Annotated in this window: 18 protein-coding genes and 1 pseudogene; 8 read left to right on the forward strand and 11 right to left on the reverse strand. The window is 68.1% G+C overall.

The window, feature by feature from the left end; translation table 11 throughout:
• Positions 1–2: 2 nt before the first annotated feature.
• A complete protein-coding gene (locus tag C6A86_RS11600) occupies positions 3–572 on the forward strand; it encodes a TetR/AcrR family transcriptional regulator (protein ID WP_105366291.1) in 570 nt (189 codons plus the stop codon).
• Here the strand turns inward: C6A86_RS11600 and C6A86_RS11605 are convergent.
• Positions 563–2,845 (reverse strand): molybdopterin guanine dinucleotide-containing S/N-oxide reductase, encoded by a 2,283-nt coding sequence (locus C6A86_RS11605; RefSeq protein ID WP_105366292.1) that lies wholly within the window; start codon positions 2,843–2,845, stop codon positions 563–565. The genes C6A86_RS11600 and C6A86_RS11605 overlap by 10 nt on opposite strands.
• A 97-nt stretch (positions 2,846–2,942) precedes the next feature.
• Here C6A86_RS11605 and C6A86_RS11610 point away from each other — a divergent pair, with 97 nt between their 5' ends.
• A complete protein-coding gene (locus C6A86_RS11610; RefSeq protein WP_105366293.1) occupies positions 2,943–4,100 on the forward strand; it encodes an acyl-CoA dehydrogenase family protein in 1,158 nt (385 codons plus the stop codon).
• 116 nt (positions 4,101–4,216) lie between these two features.
• On the forward strand, positions 4,217–6,262 hold the full coding sequence (locus C6A86_RS11615; protein WP_105366302.1) for a hypothetical protein: 2,046 nt from the start codon (positions 4,217–4,219) through the stop codon (positions 6,260–6,262).
• Between the two features lie 6 nt (positions 6,263–6,268).
• Here the strand turns inward: C6A86_RS11615 and lexA are convergent, their stop codons facing one another.
• From lexA to C6A86_RS11635, 4 genes and pseudogenes are all read right to left on the reverse strand, one after another.
• Positions 6,269–6,943 (reverse strand): transcriptional repressor LexA, encoded by a 675-nt coding sequence (gene lexA / locus C6A86_RS11620; RefSeq protein WP_105366294.1) that lies wholly within the window; start codon positions 6,941–6,943, stop codon positions 6,269–6,271.
• Between the two features lie 32 nt (positions 6,944–6,975).
• Positions 6,976–7,422 carry a hypothetical protein gene (locus tag C6A86_RS11625; RefSeq protein ID WP_105366295.1) on the reverse strand — a complete coding sequence of 149 codons (447 nt, stop codon included), beginning with the start codon at positions 7,420–7,422 and terminating at the stop codon, positions 6,976–6,978.
• Positions 7,415–7,836, reverse strand: a pseudogene (locus C6A86_RS11630) (organic hydroperoxide resistance protein). The gene C6A86_RS11625 and the pseudogene C6A86_RS11630 overlap by 8 nt, the downstream one beginning before the upstream one ends.
• 19 nt (positions 7,837–7,855) lie before the next feature.
• Positions 7,856–8,287, reverse strand: coding sequence for a MarR family winged helix-turn-helix transcriptional regulator (locus tag C6A86_RS11635; protein ID WP_105366297.1), 432 nt, complete (start codon positions 8,285–8,287; stop codon positions 7,856–7,858).
• Between the two features lie 175 nt (positions 8,288–8,462).
• Between C6A86_RS11635 and C6A86_RS11640 the strand changes: the two genes are divergently transcribed.
• Both C6A86_RS11640 and nrdR read left to right on the forward strand, forming a co-directional pair.
• Complete coding sequence (locus C6A86_RS11640) at positions 8,463–8,960, forward strand: LysM peptidoglycan-binding domain-containing protein (RefSeq protein WP_158263344.1); 498 nt, start codon at positions 8,463–8,465, stop codon at positions 8,958–8,960.
• 74 nt (positions 8,961–9,034) lie between these two features.
• Entirely contained in the window at positions 9,035–9,496 is a 462-nt protein-coding gene (nrdR, locus tag C6A86_RS11645; RefSeq protein WP_105361640.1) for a transcriptional regulator NrdR, read from the forward strand.
• 1 nt (position 9,497) lies between these two features.
• Here the strand turns inward: nrdR and C6A86_RS11650 are convergent, their stop codons facing one another.
• The 4 genes from C6A86_RS11650 to sthA form a co-directional block, all read right to left on the reverse strand.
• A complete protein-coding gene (locus C6A86_RS11650; RefSeq protein WP_105361638.1) occupies positions 9,498–10,196 on the reverse strand; it encodes a PhzF family phenazine biosynthesis protein in 699 nt (232 codons plus the stop codon).
• Positions 10,197–10,209: 13 nt separating this feature from the next.
• A complete protein-coding gene (locus C6A86_RS11655) occupies positions 10,210–11,232 on the reverse strand; it encodes an alpha/beta fold hydrolase (protein ID WP_105361639.1) in 1,023 nt (340 codons plus the stop codon).
• A gap of 36 nt (positions 11,233–11,268) precedes the next feature.
• Positions 11,269–12,249, reverse strand: a complete 981-nt coding sequence (locus tag C6A86_RS11660) for a proteasome assembly chaperone family protein (RefSeq protein ID WP_105361641.1) — start codon at positions 12,247–12,249, stop codon at positions 11,269–11,271.
• Positions 12,250–12,350: 101 nt separating this feature from the next.
• Positions 12,351–13,757 carry a Si-specific NAD(P)(+) transhydrogenase gene (sthA, locus tag C6A86_RS11665; RefSeq protein WP_105361642.1) on the reverse strand — a complete coding sequence of 469 codons (1,407 nt, stop codon included), beginning with the start codon at positions 13,755–13,757 and terminating at the stop codon, positions 12,351–12,353.
• Positions 13,758–13,931: 174 nt separating this feature from the next.
• On the opposite strand from sthA, the gene C6A86_RS11670 reads away from it, so the two are divergent.
• From C6A86_RS11670 to C6A86_RS11680, 3 genes are all read left to right on the forward strand, one after another.
• Complete coding sequence (locus C6A86_RS11670) at positions 13,932–15,275, forward strand: hemolysin family protein (RefSeq protein ID WP_105361643.1); 1,344 nt, start codon at positions 13,932–13,934, stop codon at positions 15,273–15,275.
• Positions 15,272–16,273, forward strand: coding sequence for a hemolysin family protein (locus C6A86_RS11675; protein WP_311101135.1), 1,002 nt, complete (start codon positions 15,272–15,274; stop codon positions 16,271–16,273). The genes C6A86_RS11670 and C6A86_RS11675 overlap by 4 nt, the downstream gene beginning before the upstream one ends.
• A gap of 97 nt (positions 16,274–16,370) precedes the next feature.
• Positions 16,371–17,411: a DUF4192 domain-containing protein gene (locus C6A86_RS11680; RefSeq protein WP_105361682.1), complete on the forward strand. Its 1,041-nt coding sequence runs from the start codon at positions 16,371–16,373 to the stop codon at positions 17,409–17,411.
• 13 nt (positions 17,412–17,424) lie between these two features.
• Here C6A86_RS11680 and C6A86_RS11685 read toward each other — a convergent pair whose 3' ends face one another.
• Together C6A86_RS11685 and C6A86_RS11690 are read right to left on the reverse strand one after the other, a co-directional pair.
• Positions 17,425–18,129 carry a metal-dependent transcriptional regulator gene (locus tag C6A86_RS11685; protein ID WP_105361683.1) on the reverse strand — a complete coding sequence of 235 codons (705 nt, stop codon included), beginning with the start codon at positions 18,127–18,129 and terminating at the stop codon, positions 17,425–17,427.
• 134 nt (positions 18,130–18,263) lie between these two features.
• Positions 18,264–19,223: a sigma-70 family RNA polymerase sigma factor gene (locus C6A86_RS11690; protein ID WP_057168796.1), complete on the reverse strand. Its 960-nt coding sequence runs from the start codon at positions 19,221–19,223 to the stop codon at positions 18,264–18,266.
• Positions 19,224–19,346: the final 123 nt, after the last annotated feature.

Consider the following 19,346-nt stretch of genomic DNA (forward strand, 5'->3'; position numbering starts at 1 on the left):
CCATGACCGATATGCCCGGCTACAAGCAGGCCCGCCGGTCCCAGATCGTGGCCGCCGCGCAGGCGTTGCTCAAGGCGCAGGACTACGACCAGATCCAGATGCGCGATGTCGCCGACGCGGCCGACGTGGCGCTGGGCACGCTGTACCGCTACTTCAGTTCCAAGGAGCATGTGTACGCCGCGGTCCTGATGGACTGGGCCCAACCGGTTTTCGCGCCCGCGGCCGCGGACACCCGCCCGGCCGAACACCGGGTGCGGGAGAAGGTGCGCGGCATCATCGCCACCTTCGAGCGGCGTCCGGCCTTCTTCAAGGTCTGCATGCTGTTGCAGAACACCGCCGACGCCAACGCGGCGGCACTGATGGAGGAGTTCGCCGCGGTGGCCCAGCAGACCCTGTCCGCGGACTTCGCGGCGCTGGGCGCCCGGGAATCGGCCGATACCGCGATCATGCTGTGGGGCATCATCAGCACCATGCTCTCCGGTGCACTGGTGCACGGCCATCCGATCGCCGACGCCTACCGGGTCGTCGACGCCTTCGTCGACCTCGTCGCCCCGCGGCTGTCTCAGAGCTGACGGATCACCGGCGGCTCATGCGCTTTCACCGGTGGCAGGTGTTGGGTGAACTTCTCCAGCTGCACCAGCACATGTGCGCCGGTGCAGCCGCGGGCCAGTGCCGAGGTGCCGATATCGTCGGTCAGCACGTTCGGGTTGCCGTGCACGCACAGTGAATCCGGGTCGGCCGGGTCGAGCGGATCGAACCAGGCGCCGGTGGACAGCTGGACCACCTGTGGGCGCAGCCGGTCGTCGATCACCACCCCGGCCAGGCAGGCGCCGCGGTCGTTGAACACCCGCACCACGTCGCCGTCGGCCAGTCCGCGTTCGGCCGCATCTCCCGGATGGATCCGGATCGGCTCGCGGCCTTGGACTTTCGACCGCTGGCTGGTGGCGCCGCCGTCGAGCTGGCTGTGCAGCCTGCTGGCGGGCTGGTTGGCGATGAGGTGCAGCGGGTAGGTCTGCGCGCGCTCGCCGCCCAGCCATTCGGTGGGTTCCAACCAGGCCGGGTGCCCCGGGCAATCGTCATAGCCGAAGCCGTCGATCTCGGAGGAGAAGATCTCGATCCGTCCGCTCGGCGTGTTCAACCGGTTCGTATCCGGGTCGGCGCGGAAGTCGGCCAGCAGGGTCAGCCCGGGCTCGGTGGGTAGCCGCAGTTGGCCGTCGGCCCAGAACTGGTCGAAGGACGGTACGGCGAAATCCAGGTCCGCCGACCACGTGTCGTACAGGTGCGCCAGCCACTGTCGGGCGGTTCGGCCCTCGGTGAACTGCTCGGCCACACCGAAGCGCTGCGCGAGTTCGGCGAAGGTCGTGTAGTCGTCCCGCGACTGCGCGTAGGGCTCGGTCAGCGCCGGCATCGCCGTCAGCATCGGGTCGTTGCGTGAACCGGAATAGTCGTCGCGCTCATAGGCGGTGGTGGAGGGCACCACGATATCGGCGTGCCGGGCCATCGCCGTCCAGTAGGGATCGTGCACGACGATGGTGTCCGGCCGGGCCAGCGCGCGGCGCAACCGCGGGATGTTCTGGTGGTGGTGGAACGGATTCCCGCCGGCCCAGTAGACCAGCCGGATGTCGGGGAACGTCAGGCGCAGCCCGTTGTAGTCATACTCCCGGCCGGGGTGCAGCAGCATGTCGCTGACGGCGGCCACCGGGATGAAGGTGGGCACCGGGTTGTGGCCCTGTGGCAGCACCGGGAGCCGGACCCGCAGCGGGGCCAGTCCCGGCTCGTTCATCGACCCGTATCCGTGCCCGAAACCTCCTCCGGGAAGGCCGATCTGACCGAGCATCGCGGCCAGCGTCAGGCCCATCCACGGGGCCTGCTCGCCGTGGCGGATACGTTGCAGCGACCAGCTGATGGTGACCACGGTGCGGCCCGCCGCCATCCGGCGGGCCAGTGCCCGCAGATCCTCGGCCGCCAACCCGCTGATGGCCGACGCCCATGCCGGGGACTTCGGCACACCGTCGTCGGTCCCGAGCAGATACCGCTCGAACCGCTCATACCCGGTGCAGTAGGTGTCCAGGAAGGCGCGGTCGGCGAGGCCCTCGGTGGCCAGCACATGGGCCAGGGCCAGCATGACGGCCACATCGGTGCCCGGTACCGGTGCGTGCCATTCGTGCTCGCCGTCGACATCGTCGCGCAGCGGTGAGAACGACACGATGCGTCCGCCCCGTTCGCGGAACCGGCGCAGGGCCGCACGGGCCGGATGTGCGGTGGTACCGCCGTGATTGATGCCGGTGTTCTTGAGGGCTAGACCACCGAAGGCCACCAGCAGGTCGGTGTGCTCGACGATCACCTCCCACTGGGTGGACCGCTTGAAGAGGTCGTCATGGGTGCCGACGATGCGGGGCATGATCGCGCCGGTGGCGCCGAGGCTGTAGGAGTGCCGCGATGAGGTATAGCCACCGATGAGTTTCAGGAACCGGTGCACCTGGCTCTGGGCGTGGTGGAACCGGCCTGCGCTGGCCCAGCCGTAGGACCCCCCGTAGATGGCCTCGTTACCGTGGGTGTCGATCACCCTGCGCAGTTCGCCGGCGAGCAGCTCGGTCAGCTCGTCCCAGGACACCGCCACGAACTCGTCGTCGCCGCGCCGGTCGCTGGGGCCGGGACCGCCGCGCAACCAGCCGCGGCGCACGGCGGGGCCGGTGACCCGCGAGCGGTGCCGGATCGAACCGGGCAGGTTGTGCAGCAGGGGGGATGGATCGGCGTCGCCGGTCTGCGGCGCCACCGCCGCGATGTCGCCGGCCCTGACCTCGGCGGTGAAGGCGCCCCAGTGGGCCAGGCTGGCTCGTGACACGCACCAATCCTAGGTCGCTGGACGCACCGCTCGACCAACCATCCGGTTGGTATATGTTGGGCGCCACACACCCTGATACCAGTACCGGAGGTCACGCATGGGCGCCGTCAAGTTCGACCGCACGCTGTTCGAGCCGGAGCACGATCTGTTCCGCGAGTCCTATCGCGCCTTCCTGGACCGCCACGCCGCGCCGTTCCAGGAGGAATGGGAGAAGGCCAAGATCGTCGACCGCGAGGTCTGGCGGGAGGCCGGTAAGCAGGGCTTTCTGGGGATGGCCGTGCCCGAGGAGTACGGGGGCGGCGGCAATCCGGACTTCCGCTACAACGTCGTCATCACCGAGGAGACCAGCGCCGGCCGTCACAGCGGCCTGGGTTTCACGCTGCAGAACGACGTCATCGCGCCGTACCTGATCGAACTGGGCACCGAGGAGCAGAAGCAGCGCTGGCTGCCCGGATTCTGCAGCGGCGAATTGATCACGGCGATCGCCATGACCGAACCCGGCACCGGCAGCGACCTGCAGGGCATCAAGGCCCGCGCGGTTCGCGACGGTGACCACTACATCCTCAACGGTTCGAAGACGTTCATCACCAACGGCATCCACGCCGACCTGGTGATCGTGGTTGCCTGCACCGATCCCGAAAAGGGTGCCCAGGGCTTCTCCCTGTTGGTCGTCGAGCGCGGTATGGAGGGCTTCGAGCGTGGTCGCCACCTCGACAAGATCGGCCTCGATGCCCAGGACACCGCCGAACTCTCGTTCACCGATGTCAAGGTTCCGGTCGAGAACCTGCTCGGCCAGGAGGGGATGGGCTTCCTCTACCTGATGCAGAATCTGCCCCAGGAACGCATCAGCATCGCCGTGATGGCCGCCGCGGCCATGGAGTCCGCCCTCGAGCAGACCCTGCAGTACACCAAGGAGCGCAAGGCCTTCGGTAAGCCGATCGGCAGCTTCCAGAACAGCCGGTTCGTGCTCGCCGAGCTGGCGACCGAGGCGACCGCGATCAGGATCATGGTCGACGAATTCATCCGGTTGCACCTGGACCGCAAGCTCACCGTCGAGCAGGCCGCCATGGCCAAGTGGTACAGCACCGAGGCGCAGGTGCGGTTGGTGGATCGCTGCCTGCAACTGCACGGCGGCTACGGTTATATGCGGGAATACCCGATCGCGCGGGCGTTCCTGGACTCGCGGATCCAGACGATCTACGGCGGAACGACGGAGATCATGAAGGAGATCATCGGTCGCGGCCTGGGGGTCTGAGCGCCCCGACACGTTTCGGCGCAGGTCGCGATATCCCACGAGTTCGCCGTCCACTGACGCAAAGTTGACGAACGCGATACTTTCGTGTGGTTTTGCGCTACTTCGGGGAGGACCGAATGACCAGGCAGCGGACCCGGCTGGGCAGGCTTGTCGGCCTGGCGGCGACAGGGCTGGTGAGTGCCGCACTGATCGCGGGCACGGTGCTGCTGGCGCCACCGGTCGCGGCGACACCGGAAGGTGACGCCGACGCGGCGATCACCGCGGCCTGGGAGACCGGCGGCGGTGACGGAGGGCCACTGGGCCCCAAGGACGGTGGGGTCTACCCGGCCGGGGACGGCTTCGGGCAGAACTTCGCGTCGGGCAAGATCTTCTTCACCCCCGACACCGGTGCGCACATCATCACGGGCGCCATCCTGGAGAAGTACGAATCCCTCGGCGGCCCCGCCGACAGTGATCTGGGCTTCCCGACGATCGACGAGGGCCCGGGCCGTGCGGCCAACAGCCGCAACTCCACGTTCAGCGCGCCCGACCAGCCGGTCATCTTCTGGACCCCGGACACCGGTGCCCGGGTCGTCCGCGGGGCCATCAACCAGGCCTGGGATGCCCTCGGTGGTTCGGCCGGCGTGCTCGGAGTGCCCAGCGAAGACGAGACCACCAACGGCGACACCGTCACCCAGAAGTTCACCGGCGGTGAGATCTCCTGGGATCGCAAGACCAAGGCCTTCACCACGGTGCCGCCCGAGCTGGCAGGTCAGCTCGGGGCCATCGAGGTCCCCTCGGACGCCACCTCGTCCATCGCCGCCGCCCGCCGGGCCGCCGGCGGTGCGCTGGGCCCGCTGGGGGCCGAGGAGGGCGCGCAGTACGCGATCGGCGCCGACGGGGTCGGGCAGAACTACGCCGGCGGCAAGATCTTCTACCGCCCGGACACCGGGGCCAATGTGGTCACCGGTCAGGTGCTGGCCAAATACGAGAGTGTCGGCGGACCGACCGGGGACCTCGGGTTCCCCACCGCCAGTGAGGCCGACGGCGGGCTGACACCGCAGAGCCGGGTGGCGACCTTCGCCGCCGCGGACAAGCCGGTGATCTTCTGGACGCCCGATTTCGGTGCGGTGATCGTGCGCGGTGCGATGAACGCGGCCTGGGAGAAGCTCGGTGGGGCGACGGGTGAACTCGGTGCGCCGAAGGGCGATCAAACCGAGAACGGCACCGTCATCAGCCAGCAGTTCAACGGCGGGTCGATCTCGTGGGACAAGGCGACCAACACCTTCAGCACCGAGCCCGCCGGCCTGCAGTCTCAGCTCGCGGGCCTGGAGGTCCCCGGTGCGGACGCGCCGGAGGCGCCGGCCGACGCGCCGGGAGCCACCGGCGGCGGCTCGGGCAGCGGCGACAAGTGGTACTCCTCGCCGTGGTGGTGGCTGCTGGGCCTGATCCCGCTGGTGGGTGTGATCGCGCTGGTCGCCATCGCCGTACTGCGCAACCGGCGCCCCCGCGAGGATGACGAGTTCGGCGACGACCCCTACGAGCGCGGCTACGACGGCGGGTACGAGGACCGCTTCGAGTCCGGCTATCCCAGCCGGCCCGAACCGGCCGTCTACACGCCGCAGAGCCCGTGGGCGTCGGTGCTCCCCGGCGACACCGGCACCGGCAACGATTCCGGCGCCGCCGATGACGAATCCGGTGACGAGGACTACGAGTACGACGAGGAACCCGGCGAGTACGGCTCCGATGAGTACGGCTCCGACGATCACGACGTCGAGGGCGATGAGCTCGAGGAACTGCGTGCGCCGCAGGAGGAGCCGCTGAGTTTCGACCATGATCCGGATGCGGTCGACACCGCGCCCACGCGCATCGAAACTCTTCCCGAGACGTCGGCGGGGCAGTTCGATCCACCGACCATGGTCGTACCCGAGTACGAGCCCGATTTTCCCAGTGGCCGCCACGCCGCGATCCAGGACGAGGAGCCCGAGGACGCCGGCTGGACCTCGATGCGGCTCGCCACCGGTGACCGCTACCGCGCGCCGGAGGGCTATCCGATCAAGGCAGATACCAAGACCGGGCTGTACTGGGCTCCGGGTAGCCCGGGATATCGCGATACCGAGGCCGAGATCTGGTTCGCCAGTGAGGACTTCGCCCGGACGAACGGATTCGTCCGGGCGGACTGAGCGTCCTCAGATCTTGCGGATGACGGTGACGACCTTGCCGAGCACGACCGCGTCGTTACCGTCGATGGGGTCGAACGCCGGGTTGTGCGGCATCAGCCACACCTGACCCCGGGTGCGCTTGAAGGTCTTGACGGTGGCTTCACCATCGATCATCGCCGCGACGATGTCACCGTTGTCGGCGACGTTCTGCTGACGGATGACCACCCAGTCACCGTCGCAGATGGCGGCGTCGATCATGGACTCGCCGACCACCTTCAGCAGGAACAGTGACCCCTCGCCGACCAACTCGCGGGGGAGCGGGAAGACCTCCTCGACAGCCTGTTCGGCCAGGATGGGCCCGCCCGCGGCGATCCTGCCGAGAACCGGGACGAAGGTGGGTTCGGGCAGGGCGTCCGAGCCGGTGACATCGGTGGCCACGACCGGGGTCACCATTTCGTCGGAACCGCGGACATCCACCGCGCGTGGACGGTTCGGGTCCCTGCGCAGGTAGCCCTTGCGTTCCAGGGTGCGCAGCTGATGGGCCACCGACGACGTCGACGTCAGGCCGACGGCATCGCCGATCTCGCGGATGCTGGGTGGATAGCCGCGACTGGTCACGGAGGTGCGGATGACCTCCAGGATGGTGCGCTGACGCTCGGTCAGGCTGGAGCGTGCCTCAGGGGTTTCGGTGCTGTCGCTCATGGCGCCGAATGTAGTCGCCGACGCGCAGATAATCAAACATGTGTTCGAGGCGTGTCGGATCCGCCTGCGCCCCGCGGCACCGCCGTCGACCACAGTGCCCACGCGATCAGCACGGGCTGGAACAGCAGGCGGACGAACCGGCTGGTATCGCTGTTGAGACCGAAACCGTCGGCGTGGTTGACGAATTGCGCGATGTTGCCGGGGAAGATCAGCACGAAGAACGCGGCGAGTAGCCGGCCGACCAGCACACGGTCGCGCCGCAGCAGGGCCAGTCCGACGCCGAGGGTGATCTCGACACCGCCCGAGGCCATCACCACGCCGTCGGCGTCCATCGGCACCCACGTGGGGACCTGGGCCTGGAACTCCTCGCGCGCCCAGAACAGGTGACTGAAACCGGCGAAGATCATGGCGCCCGCAAGGGCCAGCCGCGCGATGGTGCGTGCCCGGGTGGTCGGCGGTGGGGCCGGAAGCTCACTCATCGGCCACCGTCAGGGTGACCTCGATGTTGCCGCGGGTGGCGTTGGAGTACGGGCAGACCCGGTGGGCGGCCTCGGCGAGCTGCTGTGCCGTCGCGTGATCCACGTTCGGCAGGGTGATCTGAGCTCGACGGCCAGGCCGAAGGCGCCGTCGTCGCCGGATCCGAGCACCACCCGGGCGCCGACCGCGGAATCGGAGACGTCGGCCTTCTGCTGGCGCGCGACCAGGCGCAGCGCGGAGTGGAAGCAGGCGGCGTATCCGACGGCGAACAACTGCTCGGGGTTGGTGCCCGCGCCCGAGCCGCCCATTTCCTTCGGGATGCTCAGTGCCACATCGACCTTCCCGTCCGATGTGCGTCCGTGTCCGTCGCGGCCCTCGCCGGTGGCGAGTGCCTCCGCGGTGTAGAGCGTCTTCATGGTCGGTCCTTTCGTGTTGTCACTGCAGGGAATCCAGGTGGTCCACCAGTCCGCGCAGCACGTCGCGCAGCGCCGCGAGGTCACCCTCGGAGGTGTTCGACGACCGCAGCAGCCGTTCGGGTATGCAGGCGGCACGCGCCTGCAATGCTCGCCCGGCGGGCGTCACGGTCACTTCGACGCGACGTTCGTCATCGGCGGCGCGCTGCCGGACCACCAGTCCGCTGTTCTCCAGCCGCTTCAGCAGCGGCGACAGCGTGCCGGAATCGAGGTGCAGGCGATGGCCCAGGTGCCCGACCGAACAGTGCTCTTCCTCCCACAGCACCAGCAGCACGAGGTACTGCGGGTAGGTGATGCCGAGTTCGTCCAGCAGCGGCCGGTAGGCCGCCGTGACCGCCCGCGACGCGGAGTACAGCGCGAAGCACAACTGGTCGTCGAGTCGGGCGGTCTGCACGCTGCAAGCGTATTGCACAATTAAATTGTGCGCAATTGAAATCGGCCCGAATCGCTTGTCGGTGGCCTCGTCTATCGTTTCGCAACAGTTCGATCACATGTTCTATTCATCGAACACATGATCGACTAGCATTCGAACACAGAAGCGAACGCCACCTACTCGGAGAGGCAGTCAGATGACAATTCTCGAAGCTCGGCCGATCACCCGGCACAGTGCCTATGCCCCGGCCCCCGCGGCGCAGCCGTCGACGGCCGCCGAGGTGTGGCCGTTGCCCCGCGATGTCGTGGTGCGCCGCCGCCGCGTGCAGCCGGCGCGTCGTCCGGGGGGTGCGCCACTGGGCCACCGCGGCACCGGCGTGCTGATGTCGCGCGCCTCGCGCCGGCGTCGCCCGATCACCCCCGGCGCCACGGTGCTGCTGGCGCTGCTGGCCGGCGGGATCACGTTGTGGCTCGGGCTGGTTGCACAGTTGGGCGGCCCCATCGAGGAGCCCGTGCAGATGCCCACCCGGCTGTCGGTGGTCTACGTGCAGGACGGTGAAACGCTGCAACACATCGCACACCGGGTGGCACCCGATGTGCCCACGGCCCCGGTGGTCGAGCGCATCCGCGAGCTCAACAAGCTCGAAACCGGCACGGTGCAGGCCGGGCAGACCCTCATCGCACCGATCGGTTGATGCCGCCCCGCTTCACCCAGGTAGGCTCGAAGACATTCGATCTCGTCCACCTGCGGTGCGGCAAAGGAGCGGTGATGCACTGTCCGTTCTGTCGTCACCCGGATTCGCGTGTCGTGGACTCCCGGGAAACCGATGAGGGCCAGGCCATCCGGCGTCGTCGATCCTGCCCGGAATGCGGGCGACGGTTCACCACCGTGGAGACCGCGGTGCTCGCGGTCGTCAAACGCAGCGGTGTCACCGAGCCGTTCAGCAGAGAGAAAGTCATCAAGGGTGTGCGCCGGGCATGTCAGGGCCGGCAGGTCGACGACGATGCGCTCAACCTCCTTGCCCAGCAGGTCGAGGATGCGGTGCGTGCCGCGGGATCACCCGAGATCCCCAGCAACGAAGTGGGTTTGGCCATCCTCGGGCCGCTGCGCGATCTCGATGAGGTCGCCTACCTGAGGTTCGCCTCGGTGTACCGGTCGTTCACCTCGGCCGACGATTTCGAGCGCGAGATCGAAGCGCTGCGCGCGCACCGCGTCTCCACGTCCGGCTGAATCAGTCGAGCCGCACCCCGGTGTCCTCGACGACCCGGCCGGCGATCTTCACCCAACCCGTCGCATCCCACCAGGTGCGGATCTCGGATCCCTTGCCCTGCGTGATGAGCAGGTCCCGGCTCAGATAGTCGGTCATCCGCACCGCTGCCGAACCGGTGGCCTCGTCCTCGGCGATCCCGAGCTGTGGCGCGAATGTCCGCGACCGCAGCGCTCCCCGCTCGCGGTCGGTCCACGCCCACAGGTAGTGCTCGGCATCGTCGGGGTAATCGGCCGGGTCGGCGGCGAGCACCTCGTCGATCGAAGCCAGGTCGTAGATGACCAGTTCCGGGGCCCAGTCCGAGCGCGCGCTGATCGCGGTCCATTCGCCGTCGGGTTCGGACAGATACTCCACCTGTACGAGGCCGGCCGGGACGTGCATGGTCCGGACCGGCGTGCCGCGCTGCTTGAGCCACCACGACGTGCCCACCGTCGGATGCCCGGCGAAGGGGATCTCGGTGACCGGCGTGTAGATCCGGACGTGCGCGCTGGCCGCGCCGGGCTCCGGGATGTCGATGAAGACGGTCTCGCTGTAGCCCAGTTCGGCGGCGATGCGCTGCCGGTCGGCCGGATCGACGGTCGCGGCATCGATCACCCCGAGCGGGTTGCCGAACTCGCCTCGCGAATCGGTGAACACCCGCAGAACGGTCACATCGACGGCCATACCCCGATGGTAGTCAGGTGGCGCTGCGCTCGTCGGCTCCCATCGCATCGAGCACGGCGACCCTGGTGCCCGGCGAGCCGGTGATCGCGCGTTCGCTGAGGCCCGCGCGCAACAGTCCGCGCAGCATCTCGTGGTCGTACTCGGCGGGAATCGTGGTGTCGACGAAGCGTTGCACCACATCGACGAATCGTTCGGCATCGTCATGGAACGGAAAATGCCCTGAGCCCTCGAAGATCTCGAGTGCCGAACCCGGCATCGCCGCGTGCGCGAGCCGGGCATGGCTGACCGGGATCACCGAATCGTGGGAACCCCAGACCAGTTGCACAGGAACGGATTCGGTCAAATAACAGCGGTCCAGCATGGTGACCACCTGGCCGCGCCAGTCGACCACCGCGCGCAGCGTACGGGCGAACGCCGCAGACGCGGTCGGCTCGGGCAGGTCGGCGAGCACTCGCAGCGCGTCGGGCAGATCGCGGCCCAGCCCGGTGGAACCGAGCATGGCCCCGCCGACGCGTCCGATGGCCTGCAGGGCCGGCAGCACCAGCGGCAGCCGCAGTAGCGCCAGCGCCTCGGTGGCCATCGGCAGCGCCGCGACGCGCAACGCCACATTGACGTCCTTGCTGACACCGCCCGCACCCACCAGGACGAGCCGGTCCACCAGCTGAGGGAACTGGTAGGCGAACTGCATGGCCACGCCGCCGCCGAGCGAGTGTCCGACAACCGTCACCCGGTCGATGTCCAGCACGCTGAGCAGATCGCGCATGCCGTTGGCGTAGGCGGCCACCGAGTAGTCGGCGCGCGGTTTGTCGGACTGGCCATGGCCCAGCAGATCCGGGGCGATCACGGTGAACCGCCGGGCCAGCATCGACTGCACGGTGTGCCAGGTCGTCGAGTTGTCACCGATTCCGTGGATCAACAGGATCGCCGGGCCCGAGCCGGCGACCCGGAACGCCCGCCGGTAGCCGTGAATGGTGCGGAACTGCAAGGTGGGCGAGATTTCCCGCACGCTGCGCAGGTTCGGTTTGCGATCGGTCATATCGGTCACTCCTCGCAATCCGGTAGCGGCGCTCGGTCAGGTGGTCTCGTCGCCGTCGGGGAAGCCCTCGCCGAACGTGCCGTCCGTCTGCTGGGCGAGGAAACGTTCGAACTCCGCACCCAGTTCGTCGCCGCTGGGAAGTTCCTCGTCACGTGCCAGCAACGAGCGATTTTCCTGAGCGGCAACGAACGCATCGTACTGACGCTCCAGCTGTGCCACCACCTGAGCGACTTCGGCGCTCGCCTCGACCTGCTCGTTGATCTTGGTGTGCACCTCGGCGGCGGCCTCTCCCAGCGCATTCAGCGGGATCTGCAGCGCGCCCGCCCTGGCCGCCTCGATGAGCAGGCTCTCGGCGGCCGGTGGGTACGCGGTCTGGGCCAGGTAGTGCGGCACGTGCACGGTGAAACCGACCGCGTCGTGGCCGTGCTGGCTCATCCGGAACTCCAGCAGGCTGGACACGCTCGCGGGGACCTGGACCTCGCCCACCCACGGGGTGTACTCGGCAATCAGTTCGGTGTTCGCTGAGTGCGCGGTCAGGGTGACCGGCCGGGTGTGCGGGACCGCCATCGGGATGGTGCCCAGCCCGATCACCTGACGCACACCGAGGCGCTCGGCCAGCAGCCGTACCGCCGTCACGAAACGCTCCCAGCGCAGGTCGGGCTCCATGCCTGCCAGCAGCAGGAATGGGGTGCCGACGCTGTCGTGCAGCGCGTACAGGTTCAGTTCGGGCTGGTCGTAGCTGCTGAAGTGATCGGTCTTGAACGTCATCATCGGCCGCCGCGACCGGTAGTCCAGCAGCTCATCGATGGCGAACGATGCGACCAGTTCGGTGTCGAGGGTGTCCTTCAGGTGTTGCGCCGCGAGCTTGATGGCGTGACCGGCATCGGAGAACCCCTCCAGCGCGTGGATCATCACGGGCCCCCGTCCGTCCGTGGTGGACAGTTGGGGGGCAGGAAACTCCAGCTCGTACATACCGTTCTGGTCGGGCTGGTAGTGCTGTTCCTGGTTTTCGGCCATGTGGTTCACCTCCTGTTCACTAGTGTCTCGCACGTTGTCGCGGTCGTCGTGTGCGACCCCGGACATCTGTGCCAACACGGGGGAGGCGGCCGGAAATCCCGTCAGCGCCGGAACTGGCTGAGCGCCCGCAGTTTGTTCATCACATCCAGTGCGGCGACCTTGTAGGCCTCGGAGAACGTCGGATAGTTGAACACCGCGTCCACCAGGTATTCGACGGTCCCGCCGCACCCCATGACCGCCTGGCCGATGTGCACCATCTCGGTGGCGTTGGTGCCGAAGATGTGCACACCCAGCAGTCGCAGATCCTCGGTCGAGACCAGCAGCTTGAGCATGCCGTGGGAATCGCCGGCGATCTGCCCGCGGGCCAGCTCGCGGTACCGGGACACCCCGACTTCGTAGGGCACCGACTCGTTGGTCAGCTCGACCTCGGTGGCCCCGACGTAGGAGACCTCGGGGATCGAGTAGATCCCGATCGGCTGGAGCTCGGTGATCGAGTGGGTCGGCTCACCGAACGCGTGATAGGCCGCCAGCCGCCCCTGCTCCATCGAGGTCGCGGCCAGCGCCGGGAATCCGATGACATCGCCGACGGCGTAGATGTGGTCGACCTTGGTCTGATAGTTGTCGTCGACGAAGATCCGCCCGCGGTTGTCGGCCTCCAGGCCCGCGCTCGGCAGATCCAGGTGGTCGGTCTGGCCCTGCCTGCCCGCCGAGTACATCACCGTCTCCGCGGGGATCTGCTTGCCGCTGGCCAGTGTCGTCACGGTGCCGGAGGCGCCGACGTCGACGGCGGTCACCTCCTCGCCGAAGCGGAAGGTGACGGCGTGATCGCGCAGGTGGAACTTGAGGGCCTCGATGATCTCCGGATCGCAGAACTCCAGCATGTTGGGGCGCTTCTCGACGACCGTGACCTTGGTGCCCAGTGCGGCGAACATCGAGGCGTACTCGATGCCGATGACGCCGGCGCCGACCACCACCATGGAGGTCGGGATGGACTTGAGGTCGAGGATGCCGTCGGAATCCAGCACCCGGTGCTCGTCGAATTCGACGCCGGCCGGGCGGGCCGGTTTGGTGCCGGTGGCGATCACGATCTTGCGGCCGCTGACCGACACTCGCTCGGCCCGGTTGGGATCATCGACGTGCACGGTGTGCGCGTCGAGGAAGCGGGCGTGCCCGACGTAGAGCTCGATGCGGTTGCGCATCAGCTGCGAGCGCACCACGTCGATCTCCTTGCCGATGACGTGTTGGGTGCGGGCCAGCAGATCGGCGGGAGTGATGTTCTCCTTGACCCGGTAACTGGCGCCGTACAGTTCGCGCTGGTTCATCCCGGTGAGGTAGACAACCGCCTCGCGCAGAGTCTTGCTGGGGATGGTGCCGGTGTTGACGCAGACGCCGCCGAGCATGAGCCCGCGTTCGATCACCGCCACCGTCCTGCCCAGCTTGGCGGCCGCGATCGCGGCCTTCTGGCCCCCGGGGCCGGAACCGATGACGACCAGGTCGTACTCCTGCATGGAACCCATGGCTGAAGTCCTACGCCGGTAATGGCCGATCCCGATGTCTGCACGGCTAATTGCTTGTGAACAAATTCGGCACAGTCGGCTCGGGAACTTCGCCGCGGCGCCGTTCGTATGTACCGATATGAGACGCGCCAAGCGCAAACGCCGAAGACCGCGCCCCGACTCGCCGTGCTGACCGCACTGGGAATCCTCGCCGGCATCGCGGTCGTGTTGGCCATCACCGCGCTGACCGGCTACTTCGTGGCTCAGGAATTCGCCTTCATGGCCGTGGACCGGTCCCGGCTGAAGGCACGGGCACAGGCCGGGGATGCTGCGGCGGCGCGCGCGCTGAAGGTGACACGGCGCACCTCGTTCATGCTGTCCGGCGCCCAGCTCGGTATCACGGTGACCGGCCTGCTGGTCGGCTATGTCGCCGAACCGCTCATCGGTGCGGGCCTGGGCGAGCTGCTCGGCGATGTGGGCGTGCCCATCGCGGTCGGCGTCGCGATCGGCACCGTGCTGGCGGTGCTGTTCTCCACGGTGGTGCAGATGGTGTTCGGTGAGCTCTTCCCGAAGAACCTCGCCATCGCCCGGCCGGAGGCCGTCGCCGACAAGCTGGCGCTGTCCACCACGATCTATCTCGCGGTGTTCGGTTGGCTCATCAAGCTTTTCGACGCCTCGTCGAACCTGCTGTTGCGGGCGCTGCGCATCGAACCGGTGCACGACGTCGAGCATTCGGCCACCCCGCGCGATCTGGAGCACATCGTGGCCGACTCCCGGGAGACCGGCGAACTGCCCGAGGACCTGTCCACCCTGCTGGACCGCATCCTCGATTTTCCGACTCGCGATACCGAACACGCGATGATCCCGCGGGCCCGCGTCGACGTGGTGCTCGGCGACGAACCCGTGCGCAAGGTACTGGACAAGATGGCCACCGGCCACACCCGCTATCCGGTGGTGGACGGGGCCGCCGACGACCTGATCGGCGTCGTGCATCTACACGACCTGCTCGGTGCCACCGATCCGGATGCCACCGCGGCCTCGATGAGCCGGCAGGCGGTCATCCTGCCGACCACGCTGCCGTTGCCATCGGCGCTGCGTGCACTCAACGAGGCGCGCGACGAAATGGCTTTGGTGATCGATGAATACGGCGGTTTCGCCGGGGTGCTCACCATGGAGGATCTGGCCGAGGAACTCGTCGGCGAGATCGACGACGAGCACGACGGTGCGGGCGCCGACGACGATATCGTCGCGACCCCCGAGGGCTGGCTGGTCCGCGGCGATGTCGCGCTCGACGAGGTCAGTCGCGCCGTCGGTCACGATCTGCCCGAGGGTGACTACGAGACGCTCGCCGGTCTGATCATCGCCGAGTTCGGCGGTCTGCCCGCCGTCGGCGACACCATCACCGTCGATCTCGGTGTGGAAGCCGCCGAACTGATCGCCGAGGACCCGCCCGCCGCGCGGCAACTGCACGCGACCGTGCGGGGCGTCGACAAGCACGTTCCGGCAAGTGTTCTGGTGGAGGTGCGATGAGCAGCCCGTGGGCGGTCGCGCTCGTCACCGCGCTGCTGATCGCGTCGAGCGCCTTCTTCGTCGCGGTGGAGTTCGCACTGATCGCGGCGCGGCGGCATCGCCTCGAAGACGCCGCCCCGCGCAGCCGCTCGGCACGTGCGGCGCTGCGTTCGGCCTCGGAGCTCTCGGTGTTGCTGGCCGGGTCCCAGCTCGGCATCACCGTCTGCACGCTGGCCCTCGGTGCCATCACCAAACCCGCTGTGCACCATTGGCTCACGCCCGCGATCGCGGGCTGGGGCGCGCCGGCCTGGCTGGCCGACGTGGGCGGTTTCGTGCTCGCGCTGATCGTCGTCACCTTCCTGCACCTGGTGGTCGGTGAGATGGCACCGAAATCCTGGGCGATCGCCCATCCCGAGCGGTCGGCGACCCTGCTGGCACTTCCGATGCGGGCCTTCATGTGGGTGACCCGGCCGCTGATCGGCGCACTGAATCAGGTGGCCAACTGGTGTCTGAAGAAGGTGGGTGTCGACCCGGTCGATCAGGTCGCCACCGGCCAGGATCCGGATGCCCTGCGGCACCTGGTCGAGCACTCGGCGACCGTCGGAACCCTCGACGAGCGCTATCACGGTCATCTGTTGAGTGCGCTGGAGCTGCAGGCGCTGACGATCGGTGACATGGTCCGCGACGGCGCGGCACCCAGCAGCGTGGCCCTCGACGCCACACCCGCCCAAATCCAGACCCGGTCACGGGCCACCGGCCATCTGCGGCTGCTGGTGGAGGGCGACGGTGTGGTGCACGTGCGCGACACGGTGAATGCGCCGGGCACGATCACCGCCGCCGACCTCATGCGGCCGGCGCTGAAACTGGCGGCCGACACCCCGGTGTACGCCGCGCTGCGCACCATGCGGGAGACCCGTAGTCATCTCGTGGTGGTCGTCGACGACGGCCGGGTCCGTGGACTCATCACGCTGGCCGATGTCCTGGAAAGGCTGCTGCCGACCGCGGATTCAACGAGCTGACCGGCTTCCTCCACAATCACAGATTCGTGCACAGCCGGCCCCCACGCGAGGGCAGTGGCCCGGTTTTCTGTGGGCGCCGCCCGTCACCGTGGAGCGCATGACAACACAATCCCGCGGTTTCGACATCGGTCGACCCGCCTCGCTGATCGCCGCACTGCCCGCCGTGTTGGGCTTCGTCCCCGAGCACTCGCTGGCGGTGGTGACCGTCGATGATGCCGAACTGGGCTGCGTGATGCGGGTCGACCTGTCGCCCGGTCTGGCCGACAACACCGGGCAGCTGGCCGAGGTGATCGGTGCGGCGGCCCCCGATCAGGCGATCGCGGTGGTCATCGACGAGTTCGGCGCCGACTGTGAGGCGTGCGGCACCGATCATGAGGTGCTGGCCGACGCGCTCTCGCGGTCGCTGGCGGCCGAAGGGGTCGAGCTGCTCGCGGTGCTGGTGGTGGACCGGGTGGCGGCGGGCGGGCGGTGGTTCTGCGCCGACGGATGCGGCGCGCACGGTGAGATCGACGACCCCGGGGCCTCACCGCTGGCGGCGGCCGCGGTGCTGGACGGTCGCCGGCTTTACCGGCGCCGCGCCGACCTGCAGCAGGTCATCGCCGTCACCGACACCGATCGCCGCGAGCGCCTCGCCGAGGTCATTGCCTCCCGCGGGGTGGTCCGGCTGACGACCCGGACGGCGCGTGAGGCCGTGCACGCGGCGATGGCCACCGCGGCCCGCCTCGCAGACGGGACCGAACCGGCCGATGCGGAATTGGTGTCGGTGGTCTGTGCGCTCGCGGATCCGCGGGTCCGCGACACCCTGTACGCCTTGGCGGTGGGCGATTGTGCTGCTGCCGCCGAGTCGTTGTGGGCGCTGATGGCGCGGGTACTTCCGCAGCGCCGGCGCCCCGACGCGTTGTCGCTGCTGGCCTTCTCGGCCTATGCGCGCGGGGACGGTCCGCTGGCCGGTATCGCCCTGGAGGAGGCGGTGCGCATCGATCCGGCACACCGGATGGCGGCCATGCTCGACAGCGCGCTGCAGTCGGGCATGCGCCCGGAACAGATCCGCGGGATGGCGTTGTCCGGCTATCGCACCGCCGGCAAGCTCGGTGTAAAGCTGCCGCCGCGGCTCGCGTTCGGTCAGCGGGCCGGCTGAACACCGGCCTCCCTCAGACTTTTTCGACCTTCACGGCGTGCGCCATGTGATGGGGCAGCTCGACTTCCTGGTGCCCGGGGATCAGGATCAGCACACCGCCGTGCTCGCTGGGATCGTCGGTGACCTGGACGGTGACGCGTGCGTTGGGGACCACACCGGCCTCCTTCAGACGGCCGATCAGCTCGACGTCGCCTTGCACGTGCTCGGTGAGTTGGCGAACCACCACCGCGACCGGTGAACCGGCGGGCAGTTCGGTGAGGCGGACCAGGCTGGCGTCCTCGCCGCTACCGGTGCCGCCGAAGCCGAGCTCGGACAGCCCCGGGATGGGGTTACCGAACGGCGAGGTGGTCGGGTTGTCGAGCACCTGGACCAGCCGGCGCTCCACGTCTTCGCTCATGACGTGCTCCCAGCGGCATGCCTCGGCGTGAACTTCCTCCCAGGGCAGTCCGATCACGTCGACCAGCAGCCGCTCGGCGAGGCGGTGCTTACGCATCACCGAGACCGCGAGATAGCGGCCCTTCTCGGTGAGTTCGAGGTGGCGATCGCCGGCCACATGCAGCAGCCCGTCGCGCTCCATCCGGGACACGGTCTGGCTGACCGTCGGACCGCTCTGCTCGAGCCGTTCGGCGATCCGAGCACGCAGCGGCACCACTCCCTCTTCTTCGAGGTCGTAGATGGTCCGCAGGTACATCTCGGTGGTATCGATGAGATCGTTCATGCCCTACCTTCCAGGCCCTGCTGTCAGGGTCCCAGTCTAGCTGTCCGGCTGCCTGAACAGGGGTGCAACATCCCCTGCGACGCTGTGATGCCCGCCGCGAGTCGCGACGGGCATCACTGTGGTGCAGGTTTGGGTCAGCTGGCGTAGGAACGCAGGCGCTCGGCACGATCGCCGTTACGCAGCTTGGACATCACTTCGCGCTCGATCTGGCGGACCCGCTCACGGGACAGACCGAACAGCTTGCCGATCTGGTCGAGGGTGCGGGGCTGACCGTCGTCCAGGCCGAACCGCAGCCGGATGACCTGCTGCTCACGCTCATCGAGCGTGGCCAGCACGTAACGGATATCGGTGTGCAGCAGCTCGGAGATGACCGCGTTCTCGGCGGACATGGCGTTCTCGTCCTCGATGAAGTCGCCCAGCGGGGCTTCCTCGTCGCTGCCGACCGGCATGTCCAGACTCACCGGGTCGCGGCTGTGCTCCAGCAGATCGGCGATCTTCTCGGCCGGGATACCCGACTCTTCGGCCAGTTCCTCGTCGGTGGCCTCGCGGCCGAGGTTCTGGTGCATCTCGCGCTTGATCCTGGCCAGCTTGTTGACCTGCTCGACGAGGTGGACGGGCAGCCGGATGGTGCGGCTCTGATCGGCCATGCCGCGGGTGATGGCCTGCCGGATCCACCAGGTGGCGTACGTCGAGAACTTGAATCCCTTGGCGTAGTCGAACTTCTCCATGGCGCGGATCAGTCCGAGGTTGCCCTCCTGGATCAGGTCCAGCAGCGGCATGCCGCGGCCGGTGTAACGCTTGGCCAGCGACACCACGAGGCGCAGGTTGGCCTCCAGCAGGTGCCGACGGGCCGCGTCACCGTCACGGACGACGGCGGCCAGGTCGCGCTTGCGGGCGTCACCGAGACGCTTCTTGGTGTTCAGCACATGCTGGGCGAACAGGCCGGCTTCGATGCGCTTGGCGAGCTCGACTTCGTCGGCGGCGGTCAGCAGCGCGGTCTTACCGATGCCGTTGAGGTACACACGGACAAGGTCGGCAGCTGGGCTCTGGGCGTCCAGATCGGAATCGAAGCGGCTTGCGGTGGCGATCGCCATTTACGGCCTCCTGCTCGGTTGAACTGTCATGACGTACAACGCCCGAGGGTGCCTCAGAGTTCCCGCCCGGTCTCGGTGGCGTACCACTTGACCTGCGGTTTCAAACCTCTGACCTGAGAATGT

It is taken from the genome of Mycobacterium sp. ITM-2016-00316 (genome assembly GCF_002968335.2).
Lineage (GTDB): Bacteria > Actinomycetota > Actinomycetes > Mycobacteriales > Mycobacteriaceae > Mycobacterium.